The organism is Afipia sp. 1NLS2 (assembly GCF_000178995.1).
Classification (GTDB): domain Bacteria; phylum Pseudomonadota; class Alphaproteobacteria; order Rhizobiales; family Xanthobacteraceae; genus Afipia.
In genome coordinates, this window is the sequence record NZ_ADVZ01000004.1 from 367,941 (window position 1) to 382,718 (window position 14,778).

13 protein-coding genes are annotated in these 14,778 nt (G+C 54.7%); 11 read left to right on the forward strand and 2 right to left on the reverse strand.

Features of this window, described 5'->3' with window-relative positions; translation table 11 throughout:
* Positions 1-3: 3 nt before the first annotated feature.
* The 6 genes from larB to AFIDRAFT_RS15895 are packed head-to-tail and all read left to right on the forward strand — an operon-like array spanning position 4 to position 6,972.
* Positions 4-717, forward strand: coding sequence for a nickel pincer cofactor biosynthesis protein LarB (gene larB / locus AFIDRAFT_RS15870; RefSeq protein ID WP_009340589.1), 714 nt, complete (start codon positions 4-6; stop codon positions 715-717).
* Positions 718-744: 27 nt separating this feature from the next.
* Complete coding sequence (locus tag AFIDRAFT_RS15875; RefSeq protein WP_009340590.1) at positions 745-1,761, forward strand: ABC transporter substrate-binding protein; 1,017 nt, start codon at positions 745-747, stop codon at positions 1,759-1,761.
* The gene (larC, locus tag AFIDRAFT_RS15880) at positions 1,762-3,069 is read left to right on the forward strand and encodes a nickel pincer cofactor biosynthesis protein LarC (protein ID WP_245258192.1); all 1,308 of its coding nucleotides are present in this window, start codon (positions 1,762-1,764) and stop codon (positions 3,067-3,069) included. It abuts the gene before it with no gap.
* Positions 3,066-3,854, forward strand: coding sequence for an ATP-dependent sacrificial sulfur transferase LarE (gene larE, locus AFIDRAFT_RS15885; protein WP_009340594.1), 789 nt, complete (start codon positions 3,066-3,068; stop codon positions 3,852-3,854). Before larC ends, larE begins: the two co-directional genes overlap by 4 nt.
* 32 nt (positions 3,855-3,886) lie before the next feature.
* Positions 3,887-4,585, forward strand: coding sequence for an urease accessory protein UreH domain-containing protein (locus AFIDRAFT_RS15890; RefSeq protein ID WP_009340596.1), 699 nt, complete (start codon positions 3,887-3,889; stop codon positions 4,583-4,585).
* 32 nt (positions 4,586-4,617) lie between these two features.
* Positions 4,618-6,972, forward strand: coding sequence for a TonB-dependent receptor (locus AFIDRAFT_RS15895; RefSeq protein WP_009340598.1), 2,355 nt, complete (start codon positions 4,618-4,620; stop codon positions 6,970-6,972).
* Positions 6,973-7,360: 388 nt separating this feature from the next.
* Here AFIDRAFT_RS15895 and AFIDRAFT_RS15900 read toward each other — a convergent pair whose 3' ends face one another.
* Positions 7,361-8,326 (reverse strand): LysR family transcriptional regulator, encoded by a 966-nt coding sequence (locus AFIDRAFT_RS15900; RefSeq protein ID WP_009340600.1) that lies wholly within the window; start codon positions 8,324-8,326, stop codon positions 7,361-7,363.
* A 76-nt stretch (positions 8,327-8,402) separates the two neighbouring features.
* On the opposite strand from AFIDRAFT_RS15900, the gene AFIDRAFT_RS15905 reads away from it, so the two are divergent.
* The 5 genes from AFIDRAFT_RS15905 to AFIDRAFT_RS15925 are packed head-to-tail and all read left to right on the forward strand — an operon-like array spanning position 8,403 to position 13,602.
* On the forward strand, positions 8,403-9,794 hold the full coding sequence (locus AFIDRAFT_RS15905) for a 4Fe-4S dicluster domain-containing protein (protein ID WP_009340601.1): 1,392 nt from the start codon (positions 8,403-8,405) through the stop codon (positions 9,792-9,794).
* Complete coding sequence (locus tag AFIDRAFT_RS15910; protein ID WP_009340602.1) at positions 9,781-10,101, forward strand: 2Fe-2S iron-sulfur cluster-binding protein; 321 nt, start codon at positions 9,781-9,783, stop codon at positions 10,099-10,101. The genes AFIDRAFT_RS15905 and AFIDRAFT_RS15910 overlap by 14 nt, the downstream gene beginning before the upstream one ends.
* An 11-nt stretch (positions 10,102-10,112) precedes the next feature.
* Complete coding sequence (locus AFIDRAFT_RS15915; RefSeq protein WP_009340603.1) at positions 10,113-11,378, forward strand: NAD(P)/FAD-dependent oxidoreductase; 1,266 nt, start codon at positions 10,113-10,115, stop codon at positions 11,376-11,378.
* A 21-nt stretch (positions 11,379-11,399) separates the two neighbouring features.
* Entirely contained in the window at positions 11,400-12,698 is a 1,299-nt protein-coding gene (gene dctA, locus AFIDRAFT_RS15920; RefSeq protein ID WP_009340604.1) for a C4-dicarboxylate transporter DctA, read from the forward strand.
* Positions 12,664-13,602, forward strand: coding sequence for a dihydrodipicolinate synthase family protein (locus AFIDRAFT_RS15925; protein WP_009340605.1), 939 nt, complete (start codon positions 12,664-12,666; stop codon positions 13,600-13,602). Before dctA ends, AFIDRAFT_RS15925 begins: the two co-directional genes overlap by 35 nt.
* A 63-nt stretch (positions 13,603-13,665) precedes the next feature.
* Here AFIDRAFT_RS15925 and AFIDRAFT_RS15930 read toward each other — a convergent pair whose 3' ends face one another.
* The gene (locus AFIDRAFT_RS15930; RefSeq protein WP_009340606.1) at positions 13,666-14,742 is read right to left on the reverse strand and encodes a tartrate dehydrogenase; all 1,077 of its coding nucleotides are present in this window, start codon (positions 14,740-14,742) and stop codon (positions 13,666-13,668) included.
* Positions 14,743-14,778: the final 36 nt, after the last annotated feature.

The window sequence follows — 14,778 nt, forward strand, 5'->3', positions numbered from 1 at the left end:
CCCATGCTGTCAGATCAGGTCAAACTCGATTTTCAGCGGCGCGAGCGGATCGGCTTCGATGAGGCGGTGCTTTGCGAATGGAAAAGCGTAGAGCAGATCGCCTATATTCTGCAGACGGCCATTGAGACGAAAAATCCGCTGCTCCTGACTCGGTTGACGGATATCAAGCTTGCAGCCTTACCAGAAATGCAGCGAAAGAATATCGATTATGATCCGGTCTCCCGCACCGGGTTCTTTGCTGCGGAACTCTTTATTCCCGCTCATGCTGAGGTGAGTGTGGTGAGTGCGGGAAGTTCGGATATTCCCGTTGCACATGAAGCGATCCGCACGCTGCAGTATTTCGGCATTGGTGCGTCCGAAATTTCAGATGTCGGTGTTGCAGGTCTTTGGCGGCTCATGGAGCGGCTCGAGGGCATCCGGGCGAGCAAAGTCATCATCGTGGCTGCTGGAATGGACGGGGCATTGCCGAGCGTTGTCGGTGGTCTTGTGCCGGGCAGCGTGATCGCGGTGCCGACTTCGGTTGGCTATGGCGCGTCCGACAGCGGGCGCACGGCAATGAATGCGTGCCTGGCGAGCTGCGCCGCAGGCCTAGCAGTCGTGAATATCGATAATGGCTTCGGAGCGGCCTGTGTTGCGTTGCGCGTGCTGCGCGATACGAAGGCTCCGCAATATCGAATGCTGTTTGAAGCAGCTCAGGGAGTGAATTTGTCGAAATAATCAAAAGCGACCAAGGGAGGACAGGACATGCTTCGAGGGAAAACTATCGCCGGGCTAAGTGGGTTGATATTCGCGAGCGCGTTCATGCTGGGGGGAGCCATCAGACCGGCAGTAGCGGAGGTCAGTGAAGTCAAGATCGCCATGCAATATGGCCTCGGGCATTTGCCGGTCATGGTGATGCGCGACAAGAAGCTGGTTGAGAAGCACCTCAAGGAAGAAGGCCTCACCAGCACCACCAAATATTTTCAGCTTGCTGGGTCTGCAGCGATGAATGACGCGCTGTTGTCGGGAAGCGTCGATTTCACCAGTGGCGGCCTGACAGGCATTGCCACGTTATGGGGAGCTTCAAAGGGGCGTGTGAAGGCGCTCTCGGCGGTCAATGCCTTCCCGATGTACCTCAACACGATCAATCCGAAGATCAAGTCGCTGAAGGATTTTACACCAGCGGATAAGATTGCCCTGCCGGCCGTTCGCGTTTCCCCGCAGGCAATCGTGCTCGGCATGGCAGCCCAGAAGGAACTGGGCGACGCCAGCAAGCTTGATCCCCTGACCGTGACGATGAACCATCCCGATGCGATGGCGGCGTTGTTGTCGAAATCCGGGGCGGTCAACAGTCATCTGGGCTTCTCGCCGTATCAGGAGGCTGAATTGAAGCATCCGGGCGTGCACCGGGTTTTTAGTTCCTACGATATTATGGGCGGCCCGGCGACCATCGTCGTTATCGGAACGCGTCAGGATTTCTATGATCAGAATCCGAAAACGGTGAAGGCCGTCCTGGCTGCACTCAACGATGCGCTTGCTTTTATCAATAATGATAAGGAAGGGGCGGCAAAATTCTATGTTGAAAATAGTGGCGACAAGAGCTCGACTTACGACGAGGTGCTAGGTCTTTTGAAGAATCCGGAGATCATTTTCTCCAACGTCCCGTCAGGAACCATGAAGTTTGTGTCTTTCATGTATGACCGAGGCATCGTCAAGCAAAAGCCGACTTCGTGGAAGGACCTTTACTTCCCGACGGCCTATAACATCAAGGGTGCAAACTGAGTGTCTGAACGGCTTCACATTCACCTCGATGTCGTCGGCGGTATCGCCGGCGACATCTTCGCTGCGGGAATGATCGATGCTTTCCCGAAGCTAAGAGACGCTGTTCTCAGGAACATATCGGCTGTACTCCCAGCGAATTGTGGAACGCCCATCTTTTCTGAGGGCAAGAGCGGCGCGATCCGGGCGCTACGGTTTGCGCTCGCGCCTTCTGATAAGAAGGCCACTCACACTCACACTCATCACCACCATGATCACGGGCATCACCATCATCACGCGACGGACTCCCACAATCACGACGTCAAAACCATGCAGCCTAATCATGCAACGACCGATCATCACGATCACCACCATGGTACAGGCTCCTATCTGGAAATCGTCAATCTGATCGAGGCGGCCGATCTTGCTCCGAATGTTCGTGTGCAAGCTCTGGGAATTTTGCGCCTCCTGGCTGAATCAGAGGCCCATATCCATCAGGTCGAAATCGATCACGTGCATTTTCATGAAATCGCGGGTTGGGATTCGATCATGGATGTGATCGCCGCGGGAACGATCATTGCGGCCCTCGATGGAGCGCGATGGTCGGTTTCAAGCCTTCCCTTGGGCGGCGGCCTGATTCAAACTCAGCATGGTCTGTTGCCTGTGCCCGCGCCTGCAACTGCGGCGCTGCTCAAGGATTTCCAATGGCGCAACGACGGCGTTTCGGGCGAACGCATTACACCGACTGGTGCAGCCATACTGAAACACCTGATCAGCATGCCTGCGACCCAGCTGCCGGAAGGGCGATTGATGTCGACCGGCATCGGCGCGGGAACACGCGAATTCGAGCAACTGCCGAACATCTTGCGGGTACTTGTTTTTGAAGCTGGCACGCAGGCAGAGAGCATGGTGGTCGCGACAATCAATTTCGATATTGACGACATGACAGGAGAGGAGATTCAGGTCGCGGCCGACAGGATTCGTCAGGTGGATGGAGTGATCGACGTCACAACCGGGCAGCGGACTGGAAAGAAGGGCCGGGTCGCGACATCGTTCCGTGTTTTGGCGCAACCTGACAGGCTTGATGAGATCAACCGGCAGATTTTCACGGAAACCTCGACGATCGGTCTGCGTTGGCATCTTGAGCAGCGCGCCTGCCTGTTCCGCAAATCCGACTCTATCCCGCAGGAGGAGGGCATCTTGCGAGTCAAGGAAGTGAAACGTCCTGACGGCTCCTTGAGCCGAAAAATAGAGAGCGACGACGTGGCCTTGCATTCTGGGCTTGAAAAGCGCCGGGCGCTCAAGGCCAAAGCGGAGCGAAATCAGGAATGAAGGCATCCGCAAACGAAGCCGGCTTGGTGTCGGTGCTGAACAGATATAACGAGATTGCGATTGCGGTGAGCGGCGGCGTTGACAGTATGGTCCTGGCCTACGTCGCGCATCGCTTCTCGTGCACGAAAGCGGTGATGCTGCATGCGATCTCACCCGCCGTGCCGCAGGCTGCAACCGCTCGTGTCAGGCGTTACGCGGACAGCGAGGACTGGAATGTCGTCTGGCTCGATGCCGGTGAATTCGACGATCCAAATTATCGCGCTAATCCGATTAACCGTTGCTATTACTGCAAATCCAATCTGTACGATCGTATTCGCGATGCGACATCCTTCCAAATAGCATCGGGAACGAACACCGACGACCTCGGCGATTTTCGCCCAGGACTGAAAGCTGCATCAGAGCGCGCGGTGGTCCATCCTTATGTTGAAGCCGGTTTGGGGAAAGCAGCCATCTATAGCTTGGCTGAAAGGCATGGGCTGACCGATCTTGCCGAGCTTCCGGCGCAGCCATGCCTTGCCAGCCGTGTTGAAACCGGCATAGCGATCAATCCAGATGATCTCACTTTCATCGAAATGATGGAGGACAGGGCTGCTTCGTTCGCGCCTGTTACTGCCGATATTCGGTGCCGTACCACGGCCACAGGCGTCGTCATCGAAGTCGGTACGACGTTCCCACGATCCCAACGTGACTTTCTGGCAGAGGATGCCGCAAAGCTATGTGCGGCTCACGGACGTACCTTTGCGGGTGTGCGAGACTATCGTCGCGGGTCCGCGTTTCTGCGCTGACAGTATTGAAACGCTGGCTTTTGGGGGGGCTTATGTTCGGAATCCTGACGCTTGGTTTTCTGCTCGGTATGCATCATGCGCTCGAGGCCGATCATATAGCTGCCGTGTCGAGCATCGCCGCCCGCCGCTCCAGTGTCCGCGACATCGTGAAGCACGGTCTGACCTGGGGTATTGGCCATACCATAACGCTGTCTTTATTCGCTGGGGCAGCTTTACTGCTTGGGCAGATGATTTCGGATCATCTTGCTGAACGGCTGGAATTTGCGGTCGGCGTCATGCTGGTTGTCATGGGTGGGTATGTGTTGTGGCAGCTTTGGCGTGATCGGATACATTTCCATGGCCACGTTCACGATGGAGTTATGCACTTTCATGCTCACAGTCATCGTGGGGAATCCATGCCTCATAAACAGAGCGCGCATGAGCATGAACACGGGTTCCGCTGGCGGACATTGCTTGTTGGTTTGATCCACGGAATGGCCGGCTCAGCGGCGCTGCTCGTTATCGCAATGTCGCAGGTGAACAATCCGGTTTATGGGCTCCTCTATCTGATTTTATTTGGTCTCGGATCAATGATCGGCATGGGGGTGCTTTCGGCGGTTATCGCCGTGCCATTGGCGATTTCTGCGCGGTCGTTGACTTGGGCAAATCGTACCCTGCAGGTAGTTGTGGGGATGGTGACGGTCGGTATAGGCGCCTCGACAATTTATGCGACGATGTTTTCTCATGCGTAGCAAGATCAAAAAGGCGCTGATCGGTATAGCCGATGACGTCTGGTAAATCGGCTTGCGTCGTTGGCATCCTGCCAATAGCCAAATTTTCACTTGCCACGTTGCTGCTTTTTCACGCATCACCCGTATCGGCTCAGGATGTCGCTGAGGAAGAAACCTCCGTCTTGTCGCCAATCGAAATTATGCCCGCTTCTGTAACTCAGAAGCGAAAGAGACATGTGCGGTCCAAACAGGCTATCGCGCCGCGCAATGCGCTTGTGCAGCCGAATCAAAAGCTGACGCCGATCAATACCGCGTGGACCGGAGCACCGAATGTTGCGGGCGGGTCGCCGCCGATACCAGCGATGGCCAGCGAAATGATCGCTTCTGGCAAGGACATCAATGATCGCCCAGTGACGCGGCCCGGTGAAGTGCTGGAGGTGGTGCCGGGATTGATCGTCACCCAGCACAGCGGCGAGGGCAAGGCCAACCAGTACTTCCTGCGCGGTTATAATCTCGATCACGGAACCGATATGGCAATCACGGTCGATGATATGCCGGTCAATATGCGTAGTCACGCACACGGCCAAGGTTACGCTGACCTGAACTTCCTGATGCCGGAAACTGTGAATGGCATGCGTATTCGTAAGGGACCTTATTATGCGGAGGAGGGCGATTTCAGTTCCGCTGGCGCTCTGCATCTGGATCTGATCGATCGTGTCAGCAAGGGATTCGCGGAAGCGACCTTCGGAAGTTTCGGCTATCGGCGTGTGTTCGGAATGAATTCGGCAAAGGTTGGGGCGGGCGATCTGCTGTTTGCCGGAGAGGCCAACACCTACAACGGACCATGGAGCAGTCCTGACGAGGTGCGAAAGCTCAATGCCATGATCCGCTATACCCAAGGCACCGCGACAGATGGCTTTTCCACGACGGCGATGGCTTACGGCAATCGCTGGAATTCAACGGACCAGGTTCCGTTGCGTGCCATCACAAGCGGCTTGCTCGGTCGCTTCGATTCCGAAGATCCCAGTGACGGCGGTCGTGCCAATCGCTTCTCGCTCTCCACGCGCGTAGCCCGGACCGATGACCTCGGTTCGTGGAAAGCCAATGCTTATGTGATCAAGAGCGGTCTCGATCTCTACAATAATTTTACCTATTACCTCAGCAATCCGGCGCTGGGCGACCAATTCCATCAGCATGATGATCGCATGCTTGCCGGTGGCGCTGTATCTCGTACCATTGTCGGAAGTTTTGCCGGAATCCCGGCGGAAACAACGGTCGGTCTGCAGACGCGTTATGACGACATCAGCCTTGCGCTAACGACGACCTATCAACGCAGCTTTCTAGATAATATCCGTAGCGACCGGGTGAAGGAAGCAAGTGCCGCAGCTTACATCCAGAACACGATGCATTGGACGGACTGGTTCCGTACCACGCTGGGCTGGCGCGGCGATTACTACAATGCAACTGTGAATTCTCTGTTCGACGCCAATAATTCTGGCAAGGCGAACGCCGCCACGGGTAGCCCAAAATTCAGCATGATGGTCGGCCCGTTCTACAAGACAGAGTTTTTCTTCGGTGTAGGCATGGGTATGCACAGCAATGATGCGCGTGGCAGCACCATTCGCGAAGCTCCGGTTGACCGCGTTCAGGATCCGAACGCGCCATCGGAGCCGATTTCCGAATCACCGCTGCTAGTGCGGACCAAGGGTGCGGAAGTCGGAATCCGCACGCGCCTGATTCCGGGCCTCGATTCGACCTTCAGCGTGTTCATGCTAGATCAGGCATCGGAGATCGTGTTCGTGGGCGATGGGGGCGATACTGAAGCAAGCCGCGCCAGCCGCCGCTACGGTATCGAATGGACGAATAAGTACAAGCCGGTCCACTGGCTGACACTCGACGGCGATGTTGCGTTATCGCACGCCCGCTTTGTTGGCTTCGACCAAGAACAGGCAGATCTCTATGCCTCGCTTGCGGGTTATCCCGAAGCGCAAATCGGCAACATGCCGGGAGATCGTGTTCCGGGATCTCCGACATTGATTGCTTCGGCAGGGATCACATTAGGAGAAGCGACCGGGTGGTTTGGTGGATTGCGCTGGCGTTATCTGGGTGAGCGGCCACTGACAGAAGACAATGTGTTTCGCTCGCCAGCGACAAGTTTGTTCAATGGCCGGATCGGCTATCGTTTCGAGAGCGGCTGGCGCATTCAGCTAGATGTCCTCAATCTGTTTGATACCAAAGCTGACCAGATCACCTATGCTTATGGCTCCATGTTGAAGACTGACAACCTGTTCGCGATGTGCAAGTTAGGCGCGCCGCCAGCGGCAGTTTGCAGTAACGGTGTGATGGATCGCGTGCTTCATCCCGTTGAACCGCTGGCGGTTCGCTTAACGTTAGCGGGGCGATTCTGAAAAGTCGCGATACCGGCGGTGAGGCCATCAATCTCAAATTGCGCTTGAACGGTTCGACGCCCAGCGCAGTGACTGTGGTGGTGGTGTGTCTCTCGACGACATTGCGTCGCTGCCGATGATGCGATCCTGTTCCTTTGGATCACTGGTCCGTTTCTGGCGATAGGGGGCATGTGCCGCTTATGAAGGCATGGGCTGGAAAGAGCATCACGGGAATTGCAGTTGCAGCAAGCAAGGAGCTGCCACAACTTCCCGGCATCCCGACTATGGGGAAGGGTAATTCGATGTGGAAGGCTACCCGCGCTTTTGCCGAAGGTCGCTAATGGACGCGATCCGGGAATGATATGTCATGAAGAATGGAGTGGTCGGATTGAAGGAGCATACAAGGCTGTTACGACTGCGAGCGCTTTCGTTTTGCGATATCTCGAGCGCTTCGCATGAAGGTCTCGGCAGCCATTGGTAGCGATCTCTGTCTTAAAGTTAAGACGGCAACCGGCAGTTTCTTCTTTAAATCTACGGGTAGTTTGTGAAGCGCCCAGTTTTTTCTGCTGTACTGGAAACCAGTCTCGCTCATGACGGTGACGTAATCTCTCTCTTGGAGTAACTGCATCCGAAGCTGCATGGAATATGTTGTAATTTGAGGCTCTGGAAACGGGATCTTTTGGGATTCAAATGCATTCTGAACTAACGAGCGGGCCATATTATCGATCGATGCAAGTATCCATTTCGCATCTTTCAGTGAGTGAAGAGTAATCCCCCTGGATTTAGCCCATGAACTATTTTTTCCCGTAATAACAAACATACTTTCTTCGAATAATGTTTCGACATTCAATTCATTGTCGGGGGTCTCGTTTGAGATACGTCCGATAATTAAGTCCACTGAACGATCCCGCAATTCCTTGTAGTCAGGCTTAGCCGTTTTCGTTGTCGTCTCGATGATATCAAGCCTGATTTGTGGAAATTTGTTTTCCACGTCGTTTATGATTTCTGACAACAGCCCGCTGGCTATGAAAGACATATCGGCGCCGATGCGCACCAGTCCCGTTCCCGGCCTGGACAAGAAGTCCAAGTCGCGGACGCCGGAATCCAAGCTGTCGAAGATTTCGGACACTCGTTCCAACAGCTTGCTGCCATAGATTGTCGGCGTCACGCCTTTAGGGCCGCGCTCCAGAAGCCGATAGCCGAGTACATGCTCGATTTCTGCAATTGACTGAGAAATCGCGGACTGAGTCAAAGATAAAAACTGGGCCGCTTTAGCCATGCTGCCGAAGCGAACGACCAATAAGAACACTTGCATGTCGCGAAATTTAAGCCGGGCTATCGCCCGGCGGCTGATGGTCTCGAGGTCCTTAGACATTATCTTTTCTTATGCCCCTCTTAGGAGTTCGAAGATTCCAAGCCCATCAATTGTAGCAGTAGAAGATGGGAGGTGCATGAGCGGAAACCGCTTGAAGACAAAGTTGGATCTGATGGACTTTACCGAAGCGCTGCAATTACGCATGGACGAAATGGCGGCGGCATGCACGCAGTGCGGCAAATGCTTTGAGGCATGCCCGATGGTTGATCCCATCGGACTCGCCAATGAGGACCCCAGGCTTGTCCTGGCGGGAATTGTCGAGCAATTGCGGGGCGGGGAAGGCTCGGCTGCATCCGAAAAATGGGCGGCTGCTTGTTCCGGCAGCGGCTACTGCATCAGCGCCTGCGATTATGCGGTAAATCCCCGCTCGATGTTAAAACTGGCGAACTACGCCAGGGTTGTGAGAGAGGGTGGCGATCAGGTCCGAAAAAATGCCATTGCCGCATTTCGGGGAATGGCACAATCGCTTCGCACGGTCAGCCGGTTGCAATTGACCTCGGCGCAACTTGCGGCATTGGAGGATCCCGGTCCGCTCGCCTCAAATGAGCCGGCCGATATAACCCTCTACACCGGATGCAACCTCTACAAGTCACCGCACATTCTGGTGCTGGTGCTGGAAGTCTTGCGGCATATGGATGTGACATGCCGTTTGGTGGGCGGGCCTTCCGCCTGTTGCGGCATAAATCAGTTTCGTGCCGGCGACGGCGAAAGCTCGGGTCGGGCCGGGCTTTCGACCTTAAAGAAAATCGAAAAACAGGATTCGCGCGAAAAAATATCGTGGTGCCCGAGTTGCCAGTCGCAATTTGAGGACGTGATCATTCCGAACCTCAATAAGATCGAGCCGGAGAATAATTTTCAGCTTGAGATGTTTTTCGTTTGGCTGGAGCGGCGGCTCGATCAGTTGATCCCGCTCTTCAAGTATCGGGTGGAAAAACGCGTCGCCTTGAACGAACGCCCCGGTTATCCGCGGGTCATGACGGCCGTGAAGAAAATACTTTCCAGCATTCCAGGCGTAGAGGTCGTCGAACTCGACGTTCCCAGGGTCGGTTTGATGTCGAACTACCTGAGCGTGACGCCGAATTTCAAGACTTATCTGCGAGATACGGAATTTCATGCCGCCGCTGAGGCCAAGGTGACGACACTGGCAACAGTCTTCCATGCCTGTCATCGGGAGATTTGCGAATTCGACGGTGTGTATTCCTTCGAGATCATAAACGTCATGGAGATTATCGGTGAAAGCATGGGGCTTCACGCCGATGACATTTACAAGCTGCTGAAAGTTCACAACAGCGCAGATGAGCTCCTCGAATACTGCTCCGACCTTATTGCGGAGCATGGATTGGACGCGTCCGAAGCGTTCGCGATCCTGACCAAGGAGCAGGCCGCGAAGAAGCCGCTACAGGGGAAGATCCTCGAGGATGCTTCGTTCAGTCCCGGCCGATATGGAGCAGTGAATGCCGACGGTTAATTTCATCGATAAGTTCGGAGTTGAGTCGCGGGTCGATTGCGAGGTCGGCGCGACCCTGATGACGGCCGCAAAGCGAGCCGGGATCAAGGGTATCGAAGCGGAATGCGGCGGTACGCTGTCTTGCGCGACGTGTCACGTTTACGTCGACAATGCCGATGGCATGATTCCGGCTGCCTCCAGCTCCGAAGATGAGATGCTTGAAGCGGTGGTAGCCGAGCGCAAGCCGGAAAGCCGCCTGGCGTGCCAGATCGCAATTACGGATTCTCTGGAGGGAATTGTGGTCCGTATTCCCGAATCTCAATTCTAGAGGCCGTCATCATGAACGCCATACGAGATGTTGTGATTGTGGGGGCAGGTCACGCAGGCTTCAGTCTGGCGAATGCATTGGCCGATGCCGGCTTCGATGGCCGGATTGTCTTGGTCAACCGTGAAGATCATCTGCCTTATCAAAGGCCGCCGCTTTCGAAGAAATATATGAGTGATGGAAGACATGAAGACTTGTTTTTCCAGCCAAAAGAATTTTTCGAGAACGGAAATGTTGTGCTTGTTCCGGATTCGGTCGGTGCGATCGACCGGAATTCGCAAGTCGTCCTTACAAAATCGGGGGAGCGAATTCCTTATGACGTGCTCGTTCTAGCCACGGGCACGTCGGCGATCCGCATCTCGCTTCCGGGTGACGACGGGGACGTTGCGTATCTCGATAGTCTGGACGCCGCCATCAGTTTGAGGCGCCGCCTGAGCGAAGCGCGGCGCATTGCAGTTATCGGCGCGGGATTTATCGGCATGGAGTTCGCAGCAGGTGCGATCTCAAAATCGATTTCCGTTTCTATCGTCGACAACGCGTCAAGGCCGATGGAACGGAGTGTATCGCAAAGTACGTCCATGTACTTTCGGGATGAGTTGGCGAAGGCGGGCGTGGCATTTCATTTTCGAAATTCTGCGATCTCGCTCTGCAAGCGTAATGGCAAAATCGAATCTGTCGGGTTGCAGGACGGGGGCGAGATGCCTGCGGATCTCGTTCTTTCAGGTGTCGGCACGAAACCGAATGTAGAGTTGGCGCTGCAGGCGGGGCTGTTTTGCTCAAATGGGGTTGTCGTGAATGAATTTCTTGCCACGAGCGATCCGAACATTTTCGCAATCGGGGATTGCGCAGCCTTTCCGGCCGTTGATGGAAAATCGCACAGTCGGATCACATCGGTTCAAAATGCCTCGGACCAAGGGCGATATCTCGCCCATCGCCTGCTAGGCCGGGAAGGCAATCCTTACAGGAAAATTCCGTGGTTCTGGAGCGATCAGGGCCCGAATAAATTGCAGATCGCCGGTCTGTCAGGTGATGCGAATTCGTTCGTCACCCGAAGGTCCGACATAGCGGGAAAATTCTCAATCTTCGGGTACCGCGAGGGGCAGCTGGTCAGCGTCGAGTCGATCAATCGTCCTGGCGACCACGCACTCGCGCGCAAGATTCTGGAGCAGGGCATCAGCCCCGATCCGGAGATGGTCGGATCAGCCGATTTCGATTTGCGAACTTTGTTTGGGAAGGTGTCTTCACGGCAGGAGATAGGCGCTCAACCACTAAGTGCCTAATTAAACAGGGAGGGGGAAACAATGACGGTGATTTCTGAGAGTGCGGGCGAAATAAAACAGGCTCGCAAAGGAAGTTTGTTTGGGTCTTTATATTTCCAGGTCTTGATCGGCGTAACGGCTGGAATCTTGGTCGGATGGCTATTTCCATCGGTCGCCGTTCCTTTAAAGAGCTTAGGCGACTTTTTCATTCGCTGCGTCAAGATGCTGCTTGTGCCGATCGTCTTTGCGACAATCGCTGTCGGCATCGCCCGTATGACGGACATCAAGGAATTGGGAAGAGTCGGTATTAAGACGATTCTCTACTTTGAACTTGCGTCGACCGCTGCGCTGATCATTGGGATGATCGTTGGCAATGTTTTTGCGCCCGGTGCGGGTCTGAATGTTGATCCGGCCACGATCGACACGAAATCAATCGCGGGGTTTAGCAAGTCGGCGACATCGATATTCGATTCCATCTTCCACCTAGTGCCCGACAACATCGTGAGGGCGTTCTCGAATGGCGATATTCTTCCGGTTCTTGTTTTCGCTGTTCTTTTCGGAATTGGCCTTTCGCTTCACCGAAAGGCAACGCAGCACGCCGTGGATGCGCTTGACGGCGTCTTGAGCGCACTGTTCGGCGTCATGGCCATGGTGATGTGGCTTGCGCCGATCGGCGCGTTTGGCGCGATGGCGTTCACAGTTGGAAAGTATGGCCTCGGCTCGCTTCTGTCGTTGGCCAAGCTCGTTGCCTGCGTCTATGGCACATCCATCCTGTTCGTTCTTGTTGTGCTCGGTGGAATTGCGAAGCTTTGCAAGATTCAGATTCTGCCATTCTTGAGATTTATCCGTGCCGAGATTGCGGTCGTACTGGGTACTTGTTCGTCAGAGAGTGTGCTTCCACAATTAATCGAAAAGCTCGAGCGGTGTGGATGCCCGAAGCCGATTGTCGGTCTGGTGATGCCGGCCGGTATTACCTTCAATCCTGATGGTAGTGCGATCTATCTCAGCCTGGCTGTGATATTCATCGCTCAAGCGACGAATACCCCGCTCGATTTAATTCAGCAGTTAGGCTTGCTCGCCGTGCTGCTTCTGACGAGCAAAGGATCCGCTGGCGTTGCTGGCGCTGCCTTCATCGCCTTGGCGGCAACGCTTTCCACGACCAATGCGATACCGGTTGCAGGATTGGCCCTGTTGCTCGGTGTTGACCGGTTCATGAATGAGGCGCGTGCCGTCACCAATACGATCGGGAATGCGCTGGCGACGGTCGCGATTTCAGTTTGGGAAGGCGGTTTCGACAGGCAAGCCTATGAGCGTGCACTCGCTGAAGACCGGCAACTCTAACGTCAAAAAAGAAAGAGCGATCATGAAGACCGAGAGATTCCGGGGCGTGTTCCCATACCTGGTGACGCCATTGGATAACAAGCAGAACGTCAACAGTGCTATTGTTTTTAAGCTCTGTGACGATCTGATTGCCGCTGGCGTACACGGGTTGGCCGCCTTGGGATCGACGGGAGAATTCGCTTACCTGACGGCATCTCAAAAAATTGCGATGGTTGAATCTGTTGTCGCTGCGGCGAAGCGGCGGGTCCCTGTCCTGGCAGGTGTCTCCGCCACGACCATTGCAGATGCGGTCCGTCAGGCGAAGGCCTGTGAGAAAGCTGGCGTCGATGGGCTGGTTGTGGCCATCGACGCCTATTTCCCGATAAATCATCGCGGGGTTGTCGATTATTTCACGTCAGTCGCCAAAGCCGTCGAGCTTCCCATCGTTATCTATACGAATCCGAATTACCAAAAGGCGACCTTGTCGATAGAGGTTCTGAATGAGCTGTCGGATTTGGAAAATATCGTCGCGCTCAAGGATGCATCAAGCAATACCGGTAGGTTGCTGTCGCTCCTAAATCGAATCGAAGGGCGTCTCGATATTTTCTCTGCGTCTTCTCACATCCCAGCGGCGGTGATGATGATGGGCGGGAAGGGGTGGATGGCAGGCCCGGCCTGCGTGGCTCCAAAACAATCGATCGAATTGTACGACGCGTGCATCTCCGGGCGGTGGTCTGAAGCTGTGGCCCTGCAGAGGCGATTGTGGTCGCTCAATGAGGCTTTTGAAAAATATAATCTTGCCGCGTGTATGAAGGCTGCGCTGGAATTCAAGGGTTATGAGGTGGGAACGGCAATTGCTCCCCAGCAGCAACTCAATGAGATCGAACTTGAAGATTTGAAAAGCGTTGTGGAGCATTGCGAGTAGGGCGTTTTAGTTGAAACCAGCGTCAACTGATTACTGCTTCGCCTTGATGTCGCAGTGAATGACTTAACCGTTCAAGCCACGGACAGCCTCTATGACGCCGGATGTAACATCTGCCGTGGTCGCTTTGCCGCCCAGGTCGGGCGTGTGCAGATGTGGGTTGGCTGTGACGCGCTCGATCGCCTTCATGAGAGCGTCCGCAGCCGGTATTTGACCGAGATGTTCAAGCATCATCGCGGAGCACCATATAGTCCCGAGAGGATTGGCAACGCCTTTGCCGGTGATGTCGAACGCGGAGCCGTGGATGGGTTCGAACATGGATGGGAAAGTGCGTTCAGGGTTGAGGTTTGCTGTGGGCGCGATGCCAAGTGATCCAGCCAACGCTGCAGCGAGATCGGACAGAATATCGGCGTGAAGATTTGTTGCGACGATCGTGTCCAGCGATTCTGGTTGCATCACCATGCGAACTGTCATGGCATCAACCAGCATGCGATCCCAGGTTACATCAGGAAATTCTTTCGAAACCTGTAGAGCGATTTCATCCCACATCACCATGGCATGGCGTTGCGCATTCGACTTGGTTACGACTGTCAGAAGCTTGCGCGGACGAGATTGAGCGAGACGAAATGCGAAACGTATGATGCGCTCGACGCCGATGCGCGTGAACATCGAAACGTCAGTGGCGGCTTCGATTGGCAGTCCCTGATGGACACGCCCGCCGACGCCGGCATACTCGCCTTCCGAATTCTCACGAATGATAACCCAATTAAGTTCTTTTCCGGCGACCTTACGTAGCGGAGATGTAATGCCCGGCAAAATGCGGGTCGGTCTCACATTGGCGTACTGATCGAAAGGCTGGCAAATCGCGATGCGAAGTCCCCACAACGTGATGTGATCTGGAATTTCCGGATGCCCGGCCGAGCCGAACAATATGGCATCGTGATTTCGAATGAGATCCCGGCCATTCTCCGGCATCATCCGGCCATGCTTCTTGTAATATTCTCCACCCCAATCGAAATGGTCGAACGCAAACTTGAACTTACCATCCCACTTTGCGACGGCGTTCAGGACTTCGACACCTGCGGAGATGACTTCGGTGCCGATGCCGTCACCGGGGATGGCGGCAATATTGTACGTCTTCATATTATTGTTCTTTCATCCGATTGGTATTTTGTGCGT

Excerpts from the sequence above, each read along its gene's own strand:
- larB (WP_009340589.1), top strand. The coding sequence starts at position 4 with ATGCTGTCAGATCAGGTCAAACTCGATTTTCAGCGGCGCGAGCGGATC.
- AFIDRAFT_RS15875 (WP_009340590.1), top strand. The coding sequence starts at position 745 with ATGCTTCGAGGGAAAACTATCGCCGGGCTAAGTGGGTTGATATTCGCG.
- larE (WP_009340594.1), top strand. The coding sequence starts at position 3,066 with ATGAAGGCATCCGCAAACGAAGCCGGCTTGGTGTCGGTGCTGAACAGA.
- AFIDRAFT_RS15890 (WP_009340596.1), top strand. The coding sequence starts at position 3,887 with ATGTTCGGAATCCTGACGCTTGGTTTTCTGCTCGGTATGCATCATGCG.
- AFIDRAFT_RS15895 (WP_009340598.1), top strand. The coding sequence starts at position 4,618 with ATGACGTCTGGTAAATCGGCTTGCGTCGTTGGCATCCTGCCAATAGCC.
- AFIDRAFT_RS15900 (WP_009340600.1), bottom strand. The coding sequence starts at position 8,326 with ATGTCTAAGGACCTCGAGACCATCAGCCGCCGGGCGATAGCCCGGCTT.
- AFIDRAFT_RS15905 (WP_009340601.1), top strand. The coding sequence starts at position 8,403 with ATGAGCGGAAACCGCTTGAAGACAAAGTTGGATCTGATGGACTTTACC.
- AFIDRAFT_RS15910 (WP_009340602.1), top strand. The coding sequence starts at position 9,781 with ATGCCGACGGTTAATTTCATCGATAAGTTCGGAGTTGAGTCGCGGGTC.
- AFIDRAFT_RS15915 (WP_009340603.1), top strand. The coding sequence starts at position 10,113 with ATGAACGCCATACGAGATGTTGTGATTGTGGGGGCAGGTCACGCAGGC.
- dctA (WP_009340604.1), top strand. The coding sequence starts at position 11,400 with ATGACGGTGATTTCTGAGAGTGCGGGCGAAATAAAACAGGCTCGCAAA.
- AFIDRAFT_RS15925 (WP_009340605.1), top strand. The coding sequence starts at position 12,664 with ATGAGCGTGCACTCGCTGAAGACCGGCAACTCTAACGTCAAAAAAGAA.
- AFIDRAFT_RS15930 (WP_009340606.1), bottom strand. The coding sequence starts at position 14,742 with ATGAAGACGTACAATATTGCCGCCATCCCCGGTGACGGCATCGGCACC.